26 protein-coding genes are annotated in these 21,160 nt (G+C 57.0%); 5 read left to right on the forward strand and 21 right to left on the reverse strand.

Annotation, left to right across the window (positions count from 1 at the left end; translation table 11 throughout):
* The first annotated feature begins 29 nt into the window (after positions 1 to 29).
* From LLH00_05920 to LLH00_05940, 5 genes are all read left to right on the forward strand, one after another.
* Positions 30 to 494, forward strand: a complete 465-nt coding sequence (locus LLH00_05920; protein MCE5270804.1) for a hypothetical protein — start codon at positions 30 to 32, stop codon at positions 492 to 494.
* A 125-nt stretch (positions 495 to 619) separates the two neighbouring features.
* Positions 620 to 1,090: a DUF6082 family protein gene (locus tag LLH00_05925; GenBank protein MCE5270805.1), complete on the forward strand. Its 471-nt coding sequence runs from the start codon at positions 620 to 622 to the stop codon at positions 1,088 to 1,090.
* 57 nt (positions 1,091 to 1,147) lie between these two features.
* Positions 1,148 to 1,915 carry an ImmA/IrrE family metallo-endopeptidase gene (locus LLH00_05930; GenBank protein MCE5270806.1) on the forward strand — a complete coding sequence of 256 codons (768 nt, stop codon included), beginning with the start codon at positions 1,148 to 1,150 and terminating at the stop codon, positions 1,913 to 1,915.
* Positions 1,916 to 1,962: 47 nt separating this feature from the next.
* The gene (locus tag LLH00_05935) at positions 1,963 to 2,841 is read left to right on the forward strand and encodes a hypothetical protein (GenBank protein ID MCE5270807.1); all 879 of its coding nucleotides are present in this window, start codon (positions 1,963 to 1,965) and stop codon (positions 2,839 to 2,841) included.
* A gap of 305 nt (positions 2,842 to 3,146) precedes the next feature.
* On the forward strand, positions 3,147 to 3,848 hold the full coding sequence (locus tag LLH00_05940) for a DUF4393 domain-containing protein (GenBank protein MCE5270808.1): 702 nt from the start codon (positions 3,147 to 3,149) through the stop codon (positions 3,846 to 3,848).
* 5 nt (positions 3,849 to 3,853) lie between these two features.
* On the opposite strand, the gene LLH00_05945 is transcribed toward LLH00_05940, so the two are convergent.
* The 21 genes from LLH00_05945 to LLH00_06045 form a co-directional block, all read right to left on the reverse strand.
* Positions 3,854 to 4,102: a hypothetical protein gene (locus LLH00_05945; GenBank protein ID MCE5270809.1), complete on the reverse strand. Its 249-nt coding sequence runs from the start codon at positions 4,100 to 4,102 to the stop codon at positions 3,854 to 3,856.
* Between the two features lie 11 nt (positions 4,103 to 4,113).
* Positions 4,114 to 4,965 (reverse strand): hypothetical protein, encoded by an 852-nt coding sequence (locus tag LLH00_05950; GenBank protein ID MCE5270810.1) that lies wholly within the window; start codon positions 4,963 to 4,965, stop codon positions 4,114 to 4,116.
* 10 nt (positions 4,966 to 4,975) lie between these two features.
* Entirely contained in the window at positions 4,976 to 5,335 is a 360-nt protein-coding gene (locus LLH00_05955; protein ID MCE5270811.1) for a hypothetical protein, read from the reverse strand.
* Position 5,336: 1 nt separating this feature from the next.
* Positions 5,337 to 5,828, reverse strand: a complete 492-nt coding sequence (locus tag LLH00_05960; GenBank protein MCE5270812.1) for a hypothetical protein — start codon at positions 5,826 to 5,828, stop codon at positions 5,337 to 5,339.
* Positions 5,804 to 7,219 (reverse strand): hypothetical protein, encoded by a 1,416-nt coding sequence (locus LLH00_05965; GenBank protein ID MCE5270813.1) that lies wholly within the window; start codon positions 7,217 to 7,219, stop codon positions 5,804 to 5,806. The genes LLH00_05960 and LLH00_05965 overlap by 25 nt, the downstream gene beginning before the upstream one ends.
* Positions 7,216 to 10,920 (reverse strand): phage tail tape measure protein, encoded by a 3,705-nt coding sequence (locus LLH00_05970; GenBank protein ID MCE5270814.1) that lies wholly within the window; start codon positions 10,918 to 10,920, stop codon positions 7,216 to 7,218. Before LLH00_05970 ends, LLH00_05965 begins: the two co-directional genes overlap by 4 nt.
* 7 nt (positions 10,921 to 10,927) lie before the next feature.
* Complete coding sequence (locus tag LLH00_05975) at positions 10,928 to 11,104, reverse strand: hypothetical protein (protein MCE5270815.1); 177 nt, start codon at positions 11,102 to 11,104, stop codon at positions 10,928 to 10,930.
* Positions 11,070 to 11,600 carry a hypothetical protein gene (locus tag LLH00_05980; GenBank protein ID MCE5270816.1) on the reverse strand — a complete coding sequence of 177 codons (531 nt, stop codon included), beginning with the start codon at positions 11,598 to 11,600 and terminating at the stop codon, positions 11,070 to 11,072. Before LLH00_05980 ends, LLH00_05975 begins: the two co-directional genes overlap by 35 nt.
* Positions 11,601 to 11,635: 35 nt before the next feature.
* Positions 11,636 to 12,148, reverse strand: a complete 513-nt coding sequence (locus LLH00_05985; GenBank protein ID MCE5270817.1) for a hypothetical protein — start codon at positions 12,146 to 12,148, stop codon at positions 11,636 to 11,638.
* Positions 12,149 to 12,173: 25 nt separating this feature from the next.
* Complete coding sequence (locus LLH00_05990; GenBank protein ID MCE5270818.1) at positions 12,174 to 12,626, reverse strand: hypothetical protein; 453 nt, start codon at positions 12,624 to 12,626, stop codon at positions 12,174 to 12,176.
* A 2-nt stretch (positions 12,627 to 12,628) separates the two neighbouring features.
* A complete protein-coding gene (locus LLH00_05995) occupies positions 12,629 to 13,036 on the reverse strand; it encodes a hypothetical protein (protein ID MCE5270819.1) in 408 nt (135 codons plus the stop codon).
* A gap of 7 nt (positions 13,037 to 13,043) precedes the next feature.
* Positions 13,044 to 14,141, reverse strand: a complete 1,098-nt coding sequence (locus tag LLH00_06000; GenBank protein ID MCE5270820.1) for a hypothetical protein — start codon at positions 14,139 to 14,141, stop codon at positions 13,044 to 13,046.
* 33 nt (positions 14,142 to 14,174) lie between these two features.
* On the reverse strand, positions 14,175 to 14,720 hold the full coding sequence (locus tag LLH00_06005) for a hypothetical protein (protein ID MCE5270821.1): 546 nt from the start codon (positions 14,718 to 14,720) through the stop codon (positions 14,175 to 14,177).
* Positions 14,721 to 14,861: 141 nt separating this feature from the next.
* The gene (locus LLH00_06010; protein MCE5270822.1) at positions 14,862 to 15,212 is read right to left on the reverse strand and encodes a hypothetical protein; all 351 of its coding nucleotides are present in this window, start codon (positions 15,210 to 15,212) and stop codon (positions 14,862 to 14,864) included.
* Entirely contained in the window at positions 15,212 to 15,727 is a 516-nt protein-coding gene (locus LLH00_06015; GenBank protein MCE5270823.1) for a hypothetical protein, read from the reverse strand. Before LLH00_06015 ends, LLH00_06010 begins: the two co-directional genes overlap by 1 nt.
* Before the next feature lie 6 nt (positions 15,728 to 15,733).
* Complete coding sequence (locus LLH00_06020) at positions 15,734 to 15,871, reverse strand: hypothetical protein (protein ID MCE5270824.1); 138 nt, start codon at positions 15,869 to 15,871, stop codon at positions 15,734 to 15,736.
* 68 nt (positions 15,872 to 15,939) lie between these two features.
* Positions 15,940 to 16,368 carry a hypothetical protein gene (locus tag LLH00_06025; GenBank protein MCE5270825.1) on the reverse strand — a complete coding sequence of 143 codons (429 nt, stop codon included), beginning with the start codon at positions 16,366 to 16,368 and terminating at the stop codon, positions 15,940 to 15,942.
* A 68-nt stretch (positions 16,369 to 16,436) separates the two neighbouring features.
* Positions 16,437 to 16,877 (reverse strand): hypothetical protein, encoded by a 441-nt coding sequence (locus tag LLH00_06030; GenBank protein MCE5270826.1) that lies wholly within the window; start codon positions 16,875 to 16,877, stop codon positions 16,437 to 16,439.
* Between the two features lie 58 nt (positions 16,878 to 16,935).
* Entirely contained in the window at positions 16,936 to 18,279 is a 1,344-nt protein-coding gene (locus LLH00_06035) for a phage major capsid protein (GenBank protein MCE5270827.1), read from the reverse strand.
* Positions 18,280 to 18,293: 14 nt separating this feature from the next.
* On the reverse strand, positions 18,294 to 18,947 hold the full coding sequence (locus LLH00_06040) for an HK97 family phage prohead protease (protein MCE5270828.1): 654 nt from the start codon (positions 18,945 to 18,947) through the stop codon (positions 18,294 to 18,296).
* Positions 18,948 to 19,070: 123 nt separating this feature from the next.
* On the reverse strand, positions 19,071 to 21,068 hold the full coding sequence (locus LLH00_06045) for a phage portal protein (GenBank protein MCE5270829.1): 1,998 nt from the start codon (positions 21,066 to 21,068) through the stop codon (positions 19,071 to 19,073).
* Positions 21,069 to 21,160: the final 92 nt, after the last annotated feature.

The following is a 21,160-nucleotide window of genomic DNA, read 5'->3' on the forward strand; positions in this document are numbered from 1 at the left end:
AACGGCGGCATTAAAAAAGGAATCCGAAAATGGCAACAACAAATTATTTAGCATCGTTTTCAATTGCTGTTATAGCTGGTATCGTTGCTATGATTATGTATCTATTATTGAAAGAGGTTTATATAAAAATAATTCGCCCTGAGATTGAAAATCTATCGTACAAAGGAGCGATGATAGAGGGCAAATGGTCAGCCAAGTGCAATTATGAAGCTGGACCAAGCGAAGAAACATGGGAAATAAAAAGAATGGGACACCACATTAAGGGCATTATAAACGTTATACAAGGAACCGATAAAGGCACCACATGGGATATTGAAGGCGACATATTTAACGATCTTGTTACAATTGTATATTCAGATCACAATAAAAGAAAGATAGATCGCGGGTGCTTTGCGTTGTATATTTCAGATTATGGTGACAAGTTGAAAGGGATTCAAACTTACTATGCCGGAAAAGAAGAGTTCAAATCTACTACATATGAATGTGTCCGATAATCAATTTTTACGTTCATTGATAAGATAACATGCATTGTTCCACAAGGTTCGAGACATAACCGAAGACCCACTCCGCCAGGCCGATGGAGAGATGCCTTTATATTTATGATACATCAGGATGATAGATGACAATCACAGAAAAAATAAGCATTGGATTGTTGATTATACAAATCATCACGTTTGTCGCTATCCTGGCGACATTAATCGTCTATTATCGTCAACTTCGTACTATGGAAGCACAGCTGAGAGCCTCTTCAGGAGCAAACTCCCGACTCTTGCATGTCGAACTAATCAAGTTGGCAATTGATAAACCTGATTTGCTCCGTGTTTGGCATGCAAATCACTCAGAGCTTTCATTGGAAGACTTCAGGGCACATCTCTTTGTAAATCTCCACCTTTCAAACCTCGAAGCTTTCTTAGCACAAAAGGCGTTCACGAAGGAAGAGGTGGAAATAGCACTGAAGCATCATTCAGCGAACCCATACTATCGTGCGTTTTGGCATAGAGTAAGTAAACAGCAATGCGGGTGGCGCGATTCAAAAGATGAGAACACGCAATGGTTTTGTCGTCTATGTGATCGTATTTTTGCAATCTGAGGGATTCAATAATATAAACAAGCGTTTAATCCAAAAGTCTACGAACTTAAAAATCAAATGCCCTTCCCTAAAGTCCGTGTCATAACCGCCGACCTCCTTACCCAGGCCGGAATCACCTCTCCACCGATAGACCCTGCTCAAGTCGCAGCGTTTTTAGGGATTTTGATTGAGACACGGCCCGGATATCCGGCTCTCTCCGGCATTGAGCAGGATGGGCCGCAGACTCGCATCATCATTCGTGCCGGACTGCGGCCCGAGCGGCAGCACTTCCTCGTGGCGCACGAGGTCGGGCATGTGTACTGGCAGGACAATGAGCATCATCGCGGTGATCCGTCTCTCGGCGGACGCCTCGAATACTTTTGCAACAAGTTCGCCAGCTTGATGCTGCTGCCTTTCGAATGGTTCAACGCGGACGCAGCCGAGACCGGCCATGATCTCTTCGCCCTGAAGCGCATCTATTCGACCGCCTCCAATCAGCTGATCGCGCGTCGGATCGTTAGCCTGCGCCCGGCTATCGCAACCGTGTTCGATGACGACGGCAAGGAGAAGCGAGTCACGGAGAGATTCAACGGCTCCGGCCCCCAGGACAAGAAGCTCACCAAAGCCGAGAGCCAGGTAATCAAGGAAGTCTGCGGGACAGGTTCGGTGATCGAGAACATCGGCACGATCAAAGAGAAGGGGCAGTTCGTCCGAGTGAAGGTCAAGGGCTACCCGATCTTCGAAAACGGCTGGAAGAGAGTTATCACGTTCATGGAGCCGGAAGAGACTGCCGGATTCGAAGACGGAGAGTTTGAAGGAGATATCTATCCGTTTCCGGAGTACTGATATTATCTGAGTCAACCATCAATTCTTCACCAAGTGGAGCGCTGCATATGAGAAAGGTTGAGTTGGATAAACAGTCTATACTTTATTACATCAGTCTTGTTGGTGGAATTGCATCTATATGTTCCCTCGTCTATTCCATTGCAAGTATTGCTGCTATCGACGAGCAAAGAAATGTCAGATATATGATTACCGCTTCAATTATTTACATTTTTGCTTTATTCTGTCTTCAGTTCTATATGATGTTTAAAATGAATAAATTGTCTTGTGAAAATTTAAAAGCCAAGAGCATTCTTTCGAAACTCGATTCATTAAAGAGAAGTTACCAAGAAATACACAGCATTAGCCATCAATTTAGAGACTGCATGATGGAAAATAAGACAACAGACGTTGAAGCATACAAGTCTTTTTGTATTAGCGTATTGGATAATACAAGAACTCTTTTTCAAGATGTGCATGGAGTGCGTTGCTCTACTTGTATTAAGATTTATTCTAAGAATGAAAACGCGCTTTGGACATTTGTCAGGGATTCAGGCAGCATAGCAAATAGATCGCTTTTTGATAACCAACATCCTGTCACTTTGGTTTCGGATAATACTGCTTCTATGCAGATTATAGAAGCACATCAGCCGCACTATCTTTCTAACGACTTAGAACAAGAAGTAGAGGCGGGTAGATATATTAATAATCGATCAGATTGGAAAAGGTATTATCTCAGTACTATTTGCTTGCCAATTAGATATTTTAACCCCAAAACAAAGGATATTAGCTTAATCGGGTTGTTGTGCATTGACTCGCATGAAAGGAATCATTTCGACGAAGACTATAGTATTCAAATGGGAGCTTGTATAACCGATATGATCTATCCTTATTTGCATCGGTTCGATTTTGAAAAGTATCATTCCTCTCAGGATGGAAATTCTCTGTGATATAAGATGTTTGAAAAGCATAAAAAATAATGGTTTGGACATGATGATTGATATTCCTTCTCCACCGGCCAATCTTTCGCCGACCGCCCTCTTCTTCTGGAAGAGGAACGCCGACCGGCTCCGGCGCTGGGCACAGACTCCGAAAGCTTTCCGCGCTCCGGCCTGGGCGTTGGAAAGATTCTGCCGTGAGCTGGTGCATATGCAGGAACACGAGGATATGACTGAGGTCGGAGGGCTACTGAGAGATTTCATGAAGGATGGGCGGAATGGCAGATCGTAACCAACTCTGAACTCAAGAGGATACCATGCCAGAAACAGAAGAAATTGCTAAAGCTGTACAAGAAGCTGCCAAGCTCGGAAATGTTTCCATCGACACAGTACAAAAAATTGGAGGATTTATTGCGAAAGTTTTCAAGGAACCTTTTGCTGAATTGTCAGGAATTGTTACAGATAGGCTCAAGTTTATTCGATGGCAGAGATTATTAAAGATGGTTGATGATGTTAATAGAAAATTGACAGAAAAAGGAATCACGAATACCCGCGCCGTTCCGCCGAAGCTTGCCCTCCCTATCTTTGAAGAAAGCAGCCTTGAAGAGGACGATAATCTTCACTCCCTTTGGAGTAATCTTCTTGCGAACGCGATGGACCCTAATTTTGATAACGAAATAAGATATGGGTATGTTGAAATGATAAAGAATATCACTCCTACCGAAGCGCAGATTTTAAAATGCATTTATGATCAATTGAATCTGCATGGATTGCTCGACGATACATTGTCTATTGTTAAAGATAACTGGATATCCAAATATGATTTATTAAAATTTGTAAATATAGACGATAATGCCTATGAAGTGAGCATGTCAAACCTAATGCGAATACAATGCATCAGCCTTTTAAAGCAAAGTACAAATGCTGGTCTTGGTCCTTTCATATCAAAAACTATGGAATTAGAGACGTTTGCTTTAACACCGTTAGGCTTAAAATTTATAGAAGCTTGTATTAATTAACATCATCAACTAATCTCCCATAGGTACTGCTCCTTCGCCTGGATGAAGCGATTCATCAGCTCCTGCTTCTGCTCTCCGGTCAGGCCGGACATGTCCTGAGCGTACTCGTGGCGCCACTGACGTATCTGTGCCTTGAGCGGATTCGTGGCGTACTCGGTGATCAGTTCATCCACGGTTTTCCCGGCATTGGTGGCCAGGCGGGCCAGCTCTGCTTCCTCCCAATCATCGAGTAGAATCGTATGATTAACAGGCATATTCCCCTCCATTACGTTTCAAGATTCTGGTACATCCCAACTGCTCCCGAAAAACTGATCGTTGTGGTATCCAGTTGTGCGGCCCTGATTGAAAGTCTTGTGCCACTCGCTACCTTGATCGGTATTGAACAGGGAAAAATAATCGGATAACTATCACCAGTAGCTGAATTTTTCTCTGTTCTGAACGAACACCTCATAATCGTCGTTTCTGCTCCTGCCCCCCCTTTTCCAAGCTCGACAACACATTGCGCTATCCAAGACGTGCCTGAAGAGAAAAGAGTAACCACAAGATGAGATATCCATGAATCGGCCGAAACTGAAGCATCGAGCTGTTGCCATGCAGAAAACGAACCACTCGTACCAACGTTTGCCGGAGACGTTATATTAGGCGTCCCGCTGGTCCCATCCTCTACAATAGTCCCATTCGCTGTAGCTGCTGATGCTGAGGACTTTACGGCAAAGGAGGTAGGCAGAGTATCGATTTTATCGCGTAATGCCTTGAGCGAATGTGAACCACTGCTAAAACCGCTGCCAGCCATACTATCCAGCAGAGCGCGCAGGAATCTCAGCGCGTCGGTGCCGCTGCTGAATCCGCTGCCAGACATGCTATCCAGCAAATCCCTGAGCGCCTCGAGTGAATCCGTCGCACGACTGAAGGTGCGGTTCGTGTCCTTGTTCAGGATGTCGCGCAGACTCCCGGCTGTGGGCGTAGCCGGCACCTGTGTATCGAGCAGGGCATCGAGCCGTTCGCGAAGCGCCTCAAGGCTGTCGGTGTCAGGGTTGTAGCTCGGCGCGGTTGTCTTCTGCATCAGCCGCCGGACGTTGCTCTGCAGCCAGGACAGGACTCCAAGACTCCCGATCATCGTTTCATCCTCAGGACAGGGTTCTCGCCACGGCAGTGATCTTGCCGCCGGTCCAGGTGTAGGTCTCGGTCAGGGTCTTCCCGAGCTTCCCGAAGACGGCCTGCACCTGGGTAAGCTGATCGTTTCCATCGTAGGTCAGGCTGATTGTACAGTCGATGTCCAGGCCCGCGTCGCCCTGGTTGTCCGTGATGACGATCTGGCTCAGGAGGTCGCCGCTGGAACCGCCTGCGTAGGTCATGGCGAAATCGACTTTGTCACCGAGCTGCAGGCCCTCGACCGCCGCCTTGACTTCGGCCCGCAGGTTGTTGTACTGCCAGTCGTGAGCGTCGTCGACGCCGTCTTGGACATTGGCTGTCTTCTGGTAATCCATCTCAACTTTCCTTGAACCGGATGGTGATCGACCCCGTCACCGTCATGGTGTAGGCGGCCGTCTTCGACACGTTGATCAGAGCGCGGTTGAACATGGTCCCGGACCCGGGCGTCCCGGTCGCGCCGTCCGCGAACACCGCGAACTCCTTCAGGTCGCCGTTGGCCTCCGAGGGCGAGAAGTAGGCCGAGTAGTTGACCCGGCTGCCGTCTCGGCTCAGGGTGGTCAAGGGCTTCCGAGCCAACTCGGCACCCAGGGTCGTGTCCCCCGCTGCCGGCGGCGTGGCGTCCGTCCCGACAGCCGCGTAGCCGACCGCGCAGTCGTTGCCCTCTCCGGCAAGCCGAGCGGCGATCAGTTCCAGGCCGCCGTTGACCACTCGGTTCCGGTAGCGCCGGACGATCTTCTCGCCGGTCTCGGCGTGCGTCAGGGTCACCTCGAGCTCGCCCACGATCTCGATTGCCTCTGTCACTCTCAGGCCCATGTGAAGAACCCCCACTTGGCCGAACCCCATTTCATGACCCGCGGATTGAGGACCACGGTCACGGTGTCCTCGAAGGTGATCACCTCGTCGATGTTCTCCACCAAGTCGATCACCTCGTCCTCGCGCAGTTCGATCCGGTTGAGCTTGGCGGCCAGGCCGCGCAGATAGTCCACGAGGTCGTACTGATTCGAAGCGAAGGACACCTCGTACTCGACAATCCCGCCCTGGCAGCCGATATCCACGGACTGGACCTGATAGTTGCCATTGAAGCTCTGACCGGCGCGGTTGACGACGACCGTCTGCCCGGCCCGGAAGCCGTGAACCAGCGTCTTGAACCCGCCCGAGAACACCGGCCTGGCGTAGGAGTTGAGTTCCACCATCGCGCGGTCGTGGGCCTCCTGAGTCGAGGACAACGTCTCGTCCTTGATGACGTGCTCGTACACGCCGTCGCCGCCTTCCACCGCCGCAATCGCCGCCTGTGACTCGTAGTCGTTCACGTACACGATGACGGGCCTCTGGTAACGGTAGGTGAAGGACATCACCGTGCCGGCCGCCGGGGTAGTAGTCTTTCCCGGGTGCTCGGAGCAGCGGACGGAAGCCTCCTGGTAGTTCATCATGTAGTCGAAAGCGCCGTCGTCCGCGTCCAGGTTTTCGACTCCGATCGACACCGGCGCGCCATCGACTTCAAGACTCAACTCGGACGGCTTGTAGCCGAGCTTCCAGATTCGTTGTACGCCGTCGGCCACCTGACTTTCCGGGTACGGGTCCGACAGGCTGTAGCCGCCCCGGACGGTGATCCGGTTTCGCACCTGCGAATAATCCGGCGTGATGTTGAATCCCTGGATCGCGTTGGCCAGGGCCGCGTCGCTCAACTCGACCGGGCCGAAGGACTTCTCGCGCTCGAAAAAGTGGATGTCCTTGTTCTCGTCGATGTACCACTCGTAGGACACCAGAGCCGCCAAGTCCTTGATGCACTGCGAGACCGGAACATAGTTGAAGTTGATCTTGTTGATCTTCCGGCCTTCCTCCACGTTCTCGGTCGTGAAGCCGAGGGCCGGATCGGTGAAGCTCGCCACCAGGTCTTCGATGATCTCACGGCAGGTCTTTTCCACGTATGAGCGCGCCACGAGCTTTCTGTCGAGCAGTCGCTGATAGTCCGAGCAGGTCACCAGGTATTGCGGCGTTTCGAGCGCAAAGGCGCTCTCCTGCACCGAGACGATTATCCCGCCGAAGAGCACCGCGCCGGTGGTGTCCAGGATCACCCGCACCTCCTGACCCACACCCGGGGCCGCGGCCGGAGCGATCAGGGTGAAGGTGGCCGAGTCCGGGTTGGAGTTTGCCACATTCGAGACGTGGATCCCGGTGGTCCGCACCTGCACCCCGTTCACTGTGACCGTCAGGCTCATGTGTAGACCCTTCCCCTGGCGCGCATCATCGCCATGATCTCTTCTCCGGCCAGCCGGGCCAACCGCTTCAGGTCAAGCTCGCTCGAGATGTTATTGCCGCTGATGTTCACCACCAGCCCTCCGCCCAGGTTGTCGCGGTGACGCGGGTCGCTGCGCGTCAGAACTTCCTCTCCGGCCAGGGCGCGGATGATCGTCTCTTGCCCGAGAACCCCCTCAACAACACCGCCCGTGTGATATTTCGACAGAACGTCTCTGAACTGAGTAAACATGTCCAGGTAGACATCGCCTACGTGCGGGATGTTTTTGAGGATCGCGTTGTAGTTTTTCGCAAGTTGCTGCCTCGCAAAGCTACCTTCGGTTTCGTCGAAGGTGGGGTAATTTCCCTGAGACGAAGACTGTGGTTCTGGCTGCTGTAAAGACACCGAGGGGAGGGTGTCTGTCGGGGTTGCTCCGGCGGCTCCGCTGACAGTATCCTCTGTCTGACTCTGGTGCTCATTGTAATTAGCCCCAGGCGTATTGCTCTGCGTCTCCCGGCCGGCCTCTATCCTCGCGTTGAGTTCTGCCTGCCTCTTCTGGTAATTCGCCAGACCTCCGGCATTGACCCATGCCGCTTCCAGGCCCTTTGCGAAACTTTTGTAAGCCCCCATCTGGACACCCTGGGAGGCGTGAACAAAGAGGTTTTCGGTCACACCGGACCAGTTCCCGGCCTCGACGCTTTCGGCCATCGCCTTCAGGCTGACGAAGGTCGCGTAGGTGTCCAGGATGTTCTGATAATCGGCCCATCCGTGGAGAGTGTCATTGCCGACCCTGCTGACAATTCCGGCGAAGTCGGGATTATCGAGGTCACCTATCGCCTCGATATACCCCTTCTTCGTGCCGTTGAACAGACTGAGTGCGTTGTTGAGAGTATCGCTGGCCTTTTGTCTGCGTTCGGCGTCTCTCTGCCCCTTCCAGGTGAACGCCTTGAAAGCCGCAACAAGAGGCAGGGCAAGCCCAGCAGCAATAGGGGCGATGGCTGCAATCGTTCCGAGCACCCCTCCCGTAGCGCCACCAGCCCCGAGAGTGGCAACAACATCCGCTTCACCGGCAACTCCACCCAGGCCCGCTATCGTACCGGCAGTACCACCCGAGACTGCGAGCGTCCCAGCCGCCGCGCCCTCAGCAGTGAAAATCCCACCCAGTGACGCGGCGGCCCCTCCACCAGCCGCAGCCGCTGTCCCTCCGCTTACCGCGGCGGCCGTCCCTCCGCCGAGAACACTTTTGAGAGCGCCGCCGATGGAGTCGAAGAACCCGCCGCTGCCGCCGCCGAGCATTTTCCAGAAGGCATCCGCGATGCTCTTGAGTCCGTTCTGAATCCAGTTGTTCAGGCCGTCGGCCAGGGCTTTGATCAGGTTGTCCCGGATGTTCGTGCCGACCTGCGCGAAAGCGTCCTTCATATTGTCCAGGGCGCCCCGGAAGTTGCCGTGAAGGATGTCATCGATGAAATCGGTGCCGATTCCTTTCAGGGCATTGACCGCCGCGGTGCGAGCATCCACGAACGCCGAGTGGATATTGAACATCATCACCTTGAGCGGGCCGCCCTCCTTGATGATGCCGTTGGCGTAGGTCTGAAAATCGCCGCCCATGAGGGCAAGCTGCTCGGCGGTCTTGAGCTGCATGTCGGAAAGGTATCCGCCGTAGCGTTCCTTCAGGTCTCCGACAATGCTCTTGGACTGCGCCCCTTGCACTCCGGCTACGCGCGCGGCGTAACCCTCCCAGTCAAGGCCCATCTGGTAGAGCTTGGTCGCGGTGTCGTTGACCTGGCCGGCCAGGGCAGCGCCGTAACGCGCACGCATTTCGGAGTAGATGAAGCCGAACTCGTCGAGCTTGTTGTACTCGGCCTGGGTCGCGGCAATATCCGCATCCGCCTTGGCCTGAAGCTCGGCCTCGATCCTCTGACGTGTGGCGTCTTCCTTTTGTTTTTCGGCCTTCACCTTTTCGGCGGCCGCTTTTTTCTCTTCCTCCGCCTGCTTGCGCGCCAGGTCGGCGGCGCGGGCGATGTCTGCCTCAGTCTTGCGCTGACGCTCTGCTTCGGCTGCATCTTCCAGTTCTTTCTTTTTCGCAAATTCATCGCGTTTCACCTGAACAGCCGCCCATGCCGCGTCTTCCTCTGCCTTTTGTCGCTTGACATTGATTTCCTGCATCTGGGCTTCTTCTTTGGTCTGGAACGCCTTCGACATCTGATCCCACCAATCAGAAACCCATTTCCCGAAAGTCTCGAATGTCGCTTTTAAGTCGTCCATATCGAACAGAAGCGCCGAGATCGCTGTCCCAACAGCCGCAATTGCAACCACTGCAATACCAACGGGACCGGTTAAAGCTGCCCAAGTAGTGGTGGCTGCAACCTTTAATGCCGACAAAGAAGTAGTCACGCTGGTTGAAGTGAGACCGAACAACTTGAGACCAGAAACGATGTTCGGCAGCACCAGGAGCAGCGGGCCGATGACGGAGGCCAGGACGCCGAAGGCCGCTCCCAGGGTGGTAATAGCCGTGGCCAGCGTCGAGTGCTCTTTTGCCAAGTCCTTGACCCAGGAAACCATGCCCGTCAGCACCTTGACGAGCGCGTTCAGAGCCGGGACAAGAGTCTGGCCGATCACCTGGAGCAGTACTTTGAACGACTCCCGCAGCTGGTCGAGAGAGTGGCCGGCCTTGTTCACCCCTTCGGTCTGAGCGAGAAAGGCTTCCTCCGTGGCGCCCGCGGCCTTTCTCATCTCGCCGAGCTTCTTTTCGTAGTCGGCGGACTGCTTACCGGCCAGAGAGAGCGCCAAAGTCTGGCCCTCGATGGAACTGATGTAAAGCTGAAGCGGCTTGCCGCTGGCTTCCGCGGCCTGCTTGATGATCTCGATGGACCCCTTGAGTCCGTTGGCCTCCAGCATGGCCTTACCGTTCTCGTACCCCAGGCCCTTGATAAGGCCGGTCATGTCCTTGGTCGGAGACATCAGGGCTTGCAGAACGCCGCGCAGCTGTGTCGAGACTTCAGCCGCATTGCCGGTGACACCGGTCCCGGTGGCCATCACCGCGAAAAGCTCCTCCTGGCTCACCTTCAACTCGGAGGCCAACGGCACCACGCGCCCGATACTCGCGGCCAGTTCCGGGAAGGTGGTCTGACCGAGCTTGACCGTCTGGAACGACAGGTCGGAGACCTTCTTCACCGACTCTTCGGACACGTCGCCGTAGCCCTTGGTCACGGCAGAGAGCAGGTTGATCGACTCGGTGGTGGTGGCAAGCCCGGCCGTGGCCGCTTTCGCGGAAGCCTCCAGGATCGCCACAGTGTCGCCGGTGTCGCCGAAGGCCGAGATGACCTGATAGGCCCCCTGGGTCAGGTCGGTGGTGCTCTTGCCGGTCTTGATCGCCATGTCCTGGATGGCGTCCCGAAGCTCCTCGATGCGCTTCGTGTTCCCCGGGATGAGAGTCTGGACGTTACCGAGTTCACGGTTGAAATCGACGGCCGCCTTCGATGCACCGCCCAGGGCAACGCTCAGCGTCGCCCCGACGGTGGTCATGATTGCCCCGACTTCGCGCAGGTTCTTCTTGTTCTTCTCGATGCTGTAGACCATCGCATCGAAAGAAGTCGCGCCCTCTTTGTTCTTCTTGATGAAGGTCTCGTAGTCCGCGGTCAGCTTGACCACCAGATTCCGAGCCACAAGGTCTTTTGAAGCCATCGATCACTCAGTTCCGAGAAGGTGTCATTCCCATATTGAAAGCCTTCAATGCCGCTATGCCGGACTTGCGTTGCCGGATGGCGTCGTCGATGTCCGCCGGCTCGCCGCGTTCGTGGCGGTCGGCGATGACCGACACTGCGATATCGAGGTCAAGCGCCAGCAGCCGGTTCCTCACCCCCAGCATCGTTGACGGTCTCTGTCCGTACCTCTGCGCCGTCCGGTCGAGGGCCAGCACCAGGCTTTTGTTTCGGATGAAAGGGAAGCATCTCTATGGCTCCCTCCTTCACCGCCGCCCGGAAGATCACGGCCAGGTCTTCGAAATCGATCAGCGTCACATCCCCCGCTTCCTCGCCAACTGGCTGGAACGACAGCCGCGGCTCGACCACTGCCGCGACCGCCGTCTTCCGGAACAGAGTCAGCATGTCCTCGATCTGCTTTTCCGTCACCCGCGCCCAGGCGAAGTTGACGTCTTTCGGGTCGACCGGCTGCAGGAACGTGTTGGCCGATTTGAGGACTTCCCCCACGAGCGACATCGGGATGTGGCCGGTCGAGGCCAGGTCGAAAAGGCTCATCACCTTGACCTTGACCACGGCTCCGGAAGGCAGTTCGACGGTCTTGATCTGCTGGTTCTTCCGGGTCCACTCCGCCGCCGTGGTGATTCTCTCTTTCTTCTGTCTCAAGTCATCCTCCTGTTGAGGTTGCGCTCAGGCCGTGGTTACGCGGCGCTCACGTCGCCCAGGACGAACAGCTGCTTGCCGGCCGCCTTGGTCGTGTCCATCATGCCGTGGAACTCCACCGGCACGACCTTGATGTCGTCCAGGCTGTAGGTTTTGCTGAACTGCGGGCGCGGGAATGCCTTGTATACGGTGATCTTCTCGTTGGCATCGTCCGACAGCGTCCCGGCTCCATCCGCGCAGGGAGTAAGCACCAGCTCGCCCGCCGCGTCGAAGGACACCTGCTTGCCGCCGAACTCGACCTTGATTTTCTGGCCGTCCACCGTCTTGGTGCCGGTCGGGAACAGATCGGCCAGTTTGGACAGCGCGGCCTCGGCCATCGGCACCGTGACCACGATCCGCTCGCTCTGGACTTTGTTGTCCACCAGAAGAGGACTCTGGTCGACCTCGATGTCCTTCCAGTTCGTCGCGTAATCCACCTTGACCCCGCCCTTGGTGAAGCCGAGGTCCACCCCCTTGAAAGTGACCTGGCAGGGGCCGTACTCGAAGTTCAAACGATCTCCTTGCATCTGAGACATCTCAGGCTCCTTTCTTTCCGAAGAGTTTCGCCGCGATCATTCCAACGACCGCGTCTGTCGATTTGTCCAAGCCCGTCCGCATGAATGGCCGGGCCTTGATTCTCGTGAATCCTTCCTCGTCCTCGGTGCCGTACTCGAGGAAGATCGGGTAGGGTGCTCCCTTGTTCTCCTTGCCCTTCTCCTTTCGCCTGGTGCGCGCCTCGCTCACCACGGCGGTTTCAATGTAGCCCTCACCTTTGCCGACATATTTGCTGGCCTGGGTCTTCTCCAGAAGCTGGCCGCTGTGCTGCTCGACGAGCTTCGGTATCTCGGCCCGGATGTTCTCGGCGGTGAGTTCAGCCGCATCCAGCATCACGTCCTGGAACTCCGGCGAATCGCCGATCAGGCTCATCTCCACCAGTTCGGCCAGGAGGCCCTCGACTCCCTCGATGTCCAGCCCGATCTCGTCAGCCATCGTCAGCCTCGCCGCAGGTCCATCTCGTAGGTGCAGATGTAGCGCACCAGGTCGTTGTTCTCCGAGTCGAGGGGTATCGGCCCGCTCGACCGCTGGCAGCCCAGGCAGAAGACTTCCGCGTTGAGCGCCTTCCGGCAAAGCCCATCCAGCAGAGTGTCCAGGTTCTGCATCAGCCGCAGGGCATCCGGCCAGTGCTCATGCCGGGCCCACACGTCCACCGAGGCAAGGTCGCGGTCAGGCAGGTCGGCGTCACCGTTACCACCCACGCGCGCGATCATCACGGCCACCGGCTTGCACCCCTGCGGAAACCGCCCTCGATACACCGGGACTTCGGCGTTGCCATGCCCCACGACCCGCACCATGTTCTGGAGCAGGTAGTCGGAGAGAGCGGTTTCCACGTCAAGGATCATGGCTGCCTCACGAGGTCTTCTTGTACACGATGACGAAGGTCAGGCCCTTCACCGTGGGCGCCGTGCCGTTGCAGACGTACTCGGCCTGCAGCTGGCCGGTCGAGGTGATTGCCGCGTACTTCTCGTTCACCTCGCCCATGTCGTAGAGCATACCCTTCACCATGTCCTGGCCGCCGCCGTTCGGCCCGTTCACGAAGCCGTCCACGATGACGTTGCCGCTGCCGTCCTTCACCAGCACCTGAGTGAAGTCGGTGTCGCTGTCGGCGGCCACGGTCTCGGTCTGGCCGAAGAAGACCTTCTTCACCTCGATGTCGCAGTGCGGTTGCAGGAGCGGACTCTTCTTCGCCCCGCCGTCCGCGTCGGCGATGTCGCCCACGTTGAGCACGGCGTAGTGGTACTGGTCTGGCGCGGACCCGCTGATCTTACCGTCCACGTCCACGTTGAAGGTCTCTTTGCCGCGGTACCGGACACTCAGGTGATCGCGCTTCTCGTGGTCGGACTCGATCAGGCCGTCCGTCCCGGCGTCTCCGGCGATGAAGCGGAAGACGTTGTCCTCGGGGTCACCGCTGGCCGGCCTGGGCTGGTCGATCTCGAAGGTGATCGAGACCACCACGCCGGAGAGGGCCACCCCGTTGCCTGTCTTGGTGAGCTTCAGGTACAGACTCTGCCCGGCGGCCAGCTTCTTGAGCGTGGCGTCCAGGCCGGAGAAGTCGCGCGGGACGTGCTTGCTGAAGCCCTGGGTGGCCGTGCTCAGCGTGGCGACCGGCGTCGAGGACTGCGAGTTGTAGACCCCGATGGTCTGATAGTGCGAGGCGTTGGCCGCGACCGTTGTATCCGTTCCGACGGATATGTTGGTGATCGTCAGGTCGTGCAGCCCACGCAGCAGCGGCAGACTGAGAAGATCGCTGTCGGCGGCCAGATCGCCCAGGGGGACCGGGACGTAACGCTTCGCCCAGCCGGACACGGTCCGGATGAAGCCGTCCCTTGTCAGGGCGATCTTCTCTTCTCCGTTCCGGTAGTGAGCGAAAACGTCACGGTCGTTGTGCACGTCGATCACGGCGGCCGGGTCGTTCCCCAGGAAGTTTTCGAATTTCAGTGCAGGCATCTCTTTCTACCTCCTTGACCTTTCAGGCCGATGTCACTCGGCGTGCTGGTACTCGATCTCGAACGTCAGGCCGGACAGAGCCAAGCCCCCCGCCGTCTTGGTGAAGGCGGCGTAGAGATAATCCCCGGCGGCGAGCGTGGCGTTGGTGATCGCGCCCATGTCCGTCCAGATGTTTTGCGCCAGGCCGGGATTCTCGGCCGGAGTCTGATACTCGGCCACCGTCGCCCCGTCCGAACCGCGCTTGACCGTGATGGTCTGACGGTTGGTCGTGCCGTCCGCCGTGGCCGTGTCCACCGCCAGCTTGATCCCGGTGATGGTCACGCCCTTGACGAACTTGTTCAGGAACGGCTCGATCAGGTCCGAGTCAGCCACCACGTCGCCGTAGGGGACCGGCACTTTCCGCTTGGCGTCGCCGCCGCCGGGGTCCGGCAGGCCGTTCTTGTCCACCGAGAAGACTTCCGCGCCGCCTTTCTTGAAGACGATGAAGTCACGGTCGGCACCGGCACCGGCCCCCTGGTCGGAGCGGATCACCGGCCCGGACCCCACCGGCGCGACAAGTTTCAGGTTCGATACGTTCATCCCTTCCTCTCCTTTCGCTTCTTCGATTTCTCGGACTGGACTCGCTTCTCGCGGTCCAGCCGGGCAGCCTCGGCCGCCACCAGAGGATTGGCGCGAGCTTCCGCCTCATCGCGTCCGGTCAGCCTTCCGGCAGCCAGGGCTTCAGCTGATCGTAACCGGCTCTTCATCGTAGGGTCTCCTTCTCACGGCTTGAATCCGATAGTAGGCCGTTCGGCCTGTCAGGAAGTCCGTCAACGGCTCATACGCGATGATCTCGTATTCGTACCCCTGGTAGATCAGCCGGTCCTCGATTGGCACATCCTCGTGCATCCAGAACTCACCATCGATGATCACTTCCTTGCCAGTCTGGTCTTTTACCACTCGGCCAGCGGACGGGACAAACACACAGGGCAGGGCCGGAAGCTGCATTTCGAACGAATATTCGCCGTGAGCATTCGGCATCTCAGACCGGCGAAGCCGGATACAGTTGAACACCATCAAGCTTTCCAGCATCAAATCCCCCGCGGCGTGGGTATCAGAGACAGATAGAACGGAATGCCGGTGCCGTACTCGATATCCACTCCACCTTGCCCGCCGAAGTTGACTGTCTTGACCATCATCGGATTACGAGCCAGATACAGAGCTATTGTCGCCTCGACCATGCGTATCAGACCGCACGCCTCATGCTCGGAGTCGTATCCGTATTTGTAGGCGCACTCGATGTTGTCCTGGCCTTTCGGCAGGCCGTTGAACACCATCACTCGGCCGATGTCCTTCGACACTTGGAAGTCCTCTCCCTCTGTCTGAGCAACCCCGTCGATCATCAGCGATGTGATCTCGATCACCGGAAAGCGGATGAAAAACGAATCCGACTCTCCGTCGCCGGAAAGCCTATCCGTGCGGACGGTCTCTTCCCAGCGGAACTCGCTGTGATTGTCGATCATCGACCTGGCCGCATTGAGGTTTTCTTGACTTACTTCAATGCCGCCGAGCAGAGTCTTTGCCGATTCGAGAGAGTTGTAGGACACGGCATCCTATCCTTTTTTTTTGCCTGGCGCTTTGCCGGTCTGCCTGGCCGCGTTTTCCGGCGCCACCAATGCGACAGTCTCGACCTTCTCGGCATGGCCGCCGTCGATCAGCGTCTTGGCCGTCGCCGGGTCGACTTCGACCATCTTGCCGGCAGGGCAGTTATAACGAGGGCCCGCCAGTGTAGTTCTCATCCGAATCAACACGATGCCTCCTATCTGACAAGCAGGCGGACTTTCACTTTCTTCTTGGCTCCTGCGTTTTTCACCAGTAGGCGAAGAGTAGAATTCCGCACTGCTCCGAGATTCGCTTCCGTTCCGAAGTTGACCGCGGAACTATCGAGGTCCGCACCCTGTCCCATCAGGACATCGTAACCGCGTTCATCGAGTACCTGCACATCGAAGCTGTCCGGCGGCGGAGTACTCGCGTTGGCAGTCGGGTCGACATGCAGGCTCACCACTCGCCCGATGAATCTGTTGCTCGTGGTGTCGTAGGCCGTGCCACCCGCCGAGGTCCAGGCGTCGAACTCCACTTCTTGAGTGGAAGTGCTGGTGATCTCGAATTTCACCACCGTGCCATTCGTGCTCTGCGCGGGCAAAGGAAGCGGCAGCGCCGACAACACCGCCAGAACCAGAACGAGCAAGACCGTTCGCCTCATGATGCCTTCCTTTCGATAGGGGCGGGGTTATTCGCCCCGCCCCCTGTTCATGGTCAGGCTTCATCCGGGCTGACGAGCATGTCCGCGTTCATCGCGCCGTGAGCGGGCGGAACGACCTTGCCGCTGTACTGGATCGCCACGACAGCACCGATCACGGCGTTGGACACGCCAATGTCGATGCTGGCCCGCAAGTACCTTTTCTGCGGCTTGTAGACATCCAGCACAAGACCGGTCTGCCCGGTGGCCGCAGCCTCGGCCGCCGAAATCGTGTGCGGAGTGGAGCCGGAAAGCTCCTTCATGCCGGTCCCGCTGTTCACGTCGTTCTGATCCGCAGACAGCTTCAGCGTACCGTTCTCGATCAGGGTGTCGAACAGAGCGATGAACATCACTCCCTCGAAGCCCTGCATGTCGATGATCGCGCTGTCTCGGGTGGTCTGGCCCGCGGCGTAGTAGCCGAGGACTTGGGTTACTTTCGTGTTCTTCGAGAGGTTCATCTGTTTATCCTCCAAGATGGAGTTGTAGATTCATGTCAGAAGCGAGTTATGGCCGCCGTCAGGAGGCCAGCTTGACCCGAACGAAGGCTTCCGACAGGACCGGCATACCGTCGGTTTCGCCCCGTCCAATCAGGCCGGTCTGGTTGGTGGTTGCGTACAGCTCCACCAGGCGCTGAACCTCCATGTCCAGAGCATCGGCGATCCAGTAGAACGACCAGTCGGAGAGCAGCCCGACATACTGGCCGCTCGTGAAGGTGTTCGGCATGTACTCGCTGATGTCCATCGGCAGATTCAACAGACGGTCCGGCTGGCCCACCACGGTGGAAGGCTGCCACTGATAGCGGTCCTCCTTGTCCTTGATCTTGTCGATCTGCTTCAGAGCATCGCGGTGGAAAGTCCAGCGGGCCTTCGCCCAATACTGGCTCTTCAGCGCGTACTTGGCCTCCTTCAGCCCGTCGAAAGTGATCGCCGTCTGTTCGTTGTCGGTCGAGACGTCGCGGCTCGTCGGAATACCGAGAGGCGAGGCGACCATCACGCCCAGCGGCTCGTTCGTGCCGGAACCGTTGAAGAAGGCGTTTTCCTGGACCGTCGAGAACTTGTACTTCAGCCGGTCGATCACCAAGCCCTCGACGTTGAAGAAGGACGCCCTGAGCAGCTTGTTGCTGATCTTGACCAGCCGGGCCAGCGGATGTGGATGCAGTTCGCGCTTGCCGAAGGACAGTCCGTTGTCCTCGTTGCCGGTCTTGAGTTCACTGGTCCAGGTGGGATCGCCCATGTCGGTTTCGAGCACCGGCACACCCAGGCTCTCGGCTTTCGGGACTGTGTACTTGGTCGCGTACCGGCGCACGAAGACCTCATTGTCCACGGCCTTGATCAGGTTCTGGATCATCTGCTGCGGCATGACCAGGAACCCGCCGAACACGTCGGCGTCCATCTGCAGCGCGCGCTTCTCCGCATCGGATACCGGCTCGCCCAGCACCATCCGGGCAAAGATGTCCGACTGCATTTCGACGAACTCGGCCGGAAGCACCTCTCCGCGCGACACAACAGCATGCACGGCGGCCAAGGTGCGAAGCTCCGTCTCGCCGGAGTTGAATCGGCGGATCGCCTCGGACACTCGCTGCTGCCTCGTGCGGTTCTGTAGAGTGCCGTTGTTGCCCGGATCAGGGCCGGGGGGAGTCGCGCCGACAGGAGTGTGCATTTCGCCCTCGAGCTTTCCGAGCCGCTGCTCAAGCTCGATTTCCGTGGTGAGAACAGCGATGCGAGCCTCGATCTTGTTGATCTCGGCCTGATCGTCCGCGGTCAGATCCCGCTTCTCGGCATCGGCCTTGTCCACCAGTTCACGCATCCGCGCAACGATCCTGGCGCGCTCCTCGCGCAGCCTTCTTTCTCTCTCGTTCATGGCTCTTTCCTTTCTCAGAAGTTGTTGAGTTCATGGCACCGGACTTTTGTACGCCAGACGTTGGACAGCCGACCCTTCGACTGTTCTCCGTCCGGACCGCCCCCGCTCTCCTGAGCGGTTCGCTCGGCCTTGTACTGTTCCAGTGACCGCAAGGCTACAGTAGTATCGGGATAGGCGGGGACCGCCACCGGACCCACTTCGATCAAGTCGACCTCAATCAGAGTGCGCTCGGCGATCTGGTTGCCGCCCTTGTCAGGCTCCTTCCATGCCTGAGCGACTACACGAAACTGAAAGCTCTGCCCGGTGATGTCTCCGCGCTCGATGGACACGGCCAGATCGCGCGCCCATTGCGTGTCGGGAAGCTCGGCCTCCATGAATAAACCCTCGACATCCTCGAGCAGACTGAGCGTCCCGGCGGACATTCTCCCGATGACGAAGTTGGGATCGTGGTTGAAAAAGCTCCGCACATCATTCGCCTTGAGAGAATTGGCGAAAGCTCCGGGCTGAATCTTCTCGCGATACCAGCCACCCAGGGTTTCGCTCCAGGCGTTGAACTTCGCTGCGTATCCACGAACGACTCGTTTCCCTGTGTCGTTCTGCCGAATCTCAAGCTGCAGGGGTATCTCACGGCGTTCGATCTGATTCTTTTCCTCGTTCGGCTTCGGCATGATCACCTCTTTTCAGTGGCGACAAAAAAGGACGGCATGCGCAGAGGTGTGGCTCCACACAGCCGTCCTTTTTGTCTTCGCCCGGGTTGATCAGACCCTGGCGCTTTCAATTTTCTGAAGCTTCTACCGGCTCGCCGCCGTAATGCAATCACAGCCCTGGTGTAGCTGCGGATGAGTCTTCGGCCCGCTTATAACCAGCTTGCCCTCGCCAGCGTCCAGAGATTCCCCCTCCTTCAGGTAATAGCCGCCCCGCTCAATCACCCGCCCGTCCATCTGCTTGCAGTAGGGGCATTCCTCCGAACCTTGATTGATCCAGATAACTCTGTATCCGGCTGCGAAAAAGACCACGTTCGCAAAAGCCGAACGACCGTCTACCGTCTCACGAGCCGCCACCTTGCCAGCTCTGGTTTTATCCCACTCGTCAAGCCGCTGCTCGATGGCGGCCGCCGGGTCTTCCGACTCGTTCAGAAGTTGATTGATCTGCCCTTGAGAGCTTCCAGCCCATCGAGCCGCGGTCGTTCCGATGTAATCCGCCACGAACTTCTCGAAGCTCTTCACGTCGCTTTCGGACCCGATTTCATCTCTGGCGGCGTCACGGATCGATTCGGCGTAGGCCGTGATGACCGGCGCCATGTTCTCTTTAACTCGTTCGGGCAGATCGTCATAGTAGGCCCGCAACCATCGCTCGAACTCGGACGCGCTTCTCTGGCTCAGGTATTTCCTCACGGCCTGGCGCACGTCGTTGACCTCGCGCCGCACCATTCGCCCTGCGGCATCCTCGAGCAGCCTACGATACTGCTTGCTCAGACGATTGCGAGCCATGACCGCCCGACGCTTGTCCTCGTTGGTGCGATGCTCGTGAGCAGGGTCTTCAATCATGCGTTCCGCCACCGCCGCCGCGGGCGGCAGTTCACTTCCGACCTCGATCATGTTGACCGGCATCCAGAATTTATCTCCGTCCGGCCCGATGGTCTGCTCGTTCTCCTTCCGCAAGACCATGTTGGTATTCAAAAATCCCCACTGTTTTCCAACGGCGTAAGCGTCATACCGGGCCTTGATGTCGCCTCGAAGCAGTCCGTTCAGGTCGAACTCGATGAAGTACCCGGCATCAATCTCATCCTGGCGCAGCAGCCCATAAGTCAGTTCGGTTTCGAACAGCGTTATCCAGGGGCCCATGTGAATGGTCAAAAGCTCAATACTCTGTTGCTCGATGTTGCTCTTGATCGTACCATCCATCTCTTTCAGCAGATAGGCGGGCAAATTGAACCACCGAGCGATCTCGATCACCTGGAATTTTCGCGTTTCAAGAAACTGCGAATCTTCCGGCGATACGCTGATCGGGATGGGCTTCATGTCCTCTTCGAGCAGTAGCAGCCGATGACTCTTGCCGAGGCCCGCGTATTTGTCCGAAAGCTGCTTCTTCAGCGCATCACGCGTATCCTTTTTCAGCGCTTTCGGTGTGCTGACCACGATCCCCGGGTGTGTTCCACTGCCGAACCAGCGTGCTCCGAATTCCTCGGTGGCGAGCGAAAGACCGATGCCCTCGCGCGCGAGCGTGACCACCGAGTAACCCTGAATGCCGTCGAATCCGAAGCCCGGAATGTGCAACATGTTCTCATGCGGAATCTCGACCGGCCCGCCCTGCCGAGGCGTGTACTCATAGACTATTCGCCCATCGCGCTCTTCAAGCCTCATCCGGTCCGGGCGAATCGGGTGTATCTCCGCGATCTGTCCCGCTCCGTTGAACACTCGAAAATTATAACTGTTTCCCCAAGTGCAAACGTGCCCCGCCGCTGCCTGAATCCAGCGGGCCGCAGTCATTCCGGGCATCCCCGCCCGCGGTGGCCGGACTCGTCCGTGGACCACTTGGTACAGAGGGTGACTTGTCGCCTTTTCCTTGCCGTTGTCCGTGGTCCGTCGATACAGATGAAGCGGCAGTTGCATCAGGATACCGCTGATTATAGTCACAGCGTTGAACACCGCCGAATTGTTCATGGCTGAAATTTCATTGACCGTCCGGCCAGCGGCGGTCTCCGATCCGCCACGCACCCAGTCAACAAGCCATTTCTCCGGAGTGGCGATACTCGACCTGATCTCCTGCAGCGTCGGGAAAAGGCTCATCTCTACCCCTTATTTCACGGTCCTGGACAGCCCGGTAATAACCAGCACCAGACCGACAAAGATCAGGGCGGCCCACGGTTTCAGGAGCCAAA

This window comes from bacterium, assembly GCA_021372515.1.
GTDB lineage: Bacteria > Gemmatimonadota > Glassbacteria > GWA2-58-10 > GWA2-58-10 > JAJFUG01.

Bases quoted from the DNA above. Each gene is read 5' to 3' on its own strand.
- LLH00_05920 (MCE5270804.1), top strand. From the start codon at position 30: ATGGCAACAACAAATTATTTAGCATCGTTTTCAATTGCTGTTATAGCT.
- LLH00_05925 (MCE5270805.1), top strand. From the start codon at position 620: ATGACAATCACAGAAAAAATAAGCATTGGATTGTTGATTATACAAATC.
- LLH00_05930 (MCE5270806.1), top strand. From the start codon at position 1,148: ATGCCCTTCCCTAAAGTCCGTGTCATAACCGCCGACCTCCTTACCCAG.
- LLH00_05935 (MCE5270807.1), top strand. From the start codon at position 1,963: ATGAGAAAGGTTGAGTTGGATAAACAGTCTATACTTTATTACATCAGT.
- LLH00_05940 (MCE5270808.1), top strand. From the start codon at position 3,147: ATGCCAGAAACAGAAGAAATTGCTAAAGCTGTACAAGAAGCTGCCAAG.
- LLH00_05945 (MCE5270809.1), bottom strand. From the start codon at position 4,102: ATGCCTGTTAATCATACGATTCTACTCGATGATTGGGAGGAAGCAGAG.
- LLH00_05950 (MCE5270810.1), bottom strand. From the start codon at position 4,965: ATGATCGGGAGTCTTGGAGTCCTGTCCTGGCTGCAGAGCAACGTCCGG.
- LLH00_05955 (MCE5270811.1), bottom strand. From the start codon at position 5,335: ATGGATTACCAGAAGACAGCCAATGTCCAAGACGGCGTCGACGACGCT.
- LLH00_05965 (MCE5270813.1), bottom strand. From the start codon at position 7,219: ATGAGCCTGACGGTCACAGTGAACGGGGTGCAGGTGCGGACCACCGGG.
- LLH00_05970 (MCE5270814.1), bottom strand. From the start codon at position 10,920: ATGGCTTCAAAAGACCTTGTGGCTCGGAATCTGGTGGTCAAGCTGACC.
- LLH00_05975 (MCE5270815.1), bottom strand. From the start codon at position 11,104: ATGCTGGGGGTGAGGAACCGGCTGCTGGCGCTTGACCTCGATATCGCA.
- LLH00_05990 (MCE5270818.1), bottom strand. From the start codon at position 12,626: ATGGCTGACGAGATCGGGCTGGACATCGAGGGAGTCGAGGGCCTCCTG.
- LLH00_05995 (MCE5270819.1), bottom strand. From the start codon at position 13,036: ATGATCCTTGACGTGGAAACCGCTCTCTCCGACTACCTGCTCCAGAAC.
- LLH00_06000 (MCE5270820.1), bottom strand. From the start codon at position 14,141: ATGCCTGCACTGAAATTCGAAAACTTCCTGGGGAACGACCCGGCCGCC.
- LLH00_06005 (MCE5270821.1), bottom strand. From the start codon at position 14,720: ATGAACGTATCGAACCTGAAACTTGTCGCGCCGGTGGGGTCCGGGCCG.
- LLH00_06010 (MCE5270822.1), bottom strand. From the start codon at position 15,212: ATGCTGGAAAGCTTGATGGTGTTCAACTGTATCCGGCTTCGCCGGTCT.
- LLH00_06020 (MCE5270824.1), bottom strand. From the start codon at position 15,871: ATGGTCGAAGTCGACCCGGCGACGGCCAAGACGCTGATCGACGGCGGC.
- LLH00_06030 (MCE5270826.1), bottom strand. From the start codon at position 16,877: ATGAACCTCTCGAAGAACACGAAAGTAACCCAAGTCCTCGGCTACTAC.
- LLH00_06035 (MCE5270827.1), bottom strand. From the start codon at position 18,279: ATGAACGAGAGAGAAAGAAGGCTGCGCGAGGAGCGCGCCAGGATCGTT.
- LLH00_06040 (MCE5270828.1), bottom strand. From the start codon at position 18,947: ATGCCGAAGCCGAACGAGGAAAAGAATCAGATCGAACGCCGTGAGATA.
- LLH00_06045 (MCE5270829.1), bottom strand. From the start codon at position 21,068: ATGAGCCTTTTCCCGACGCTGCAGGAGATCAGGTCGAGTATCGCCACT.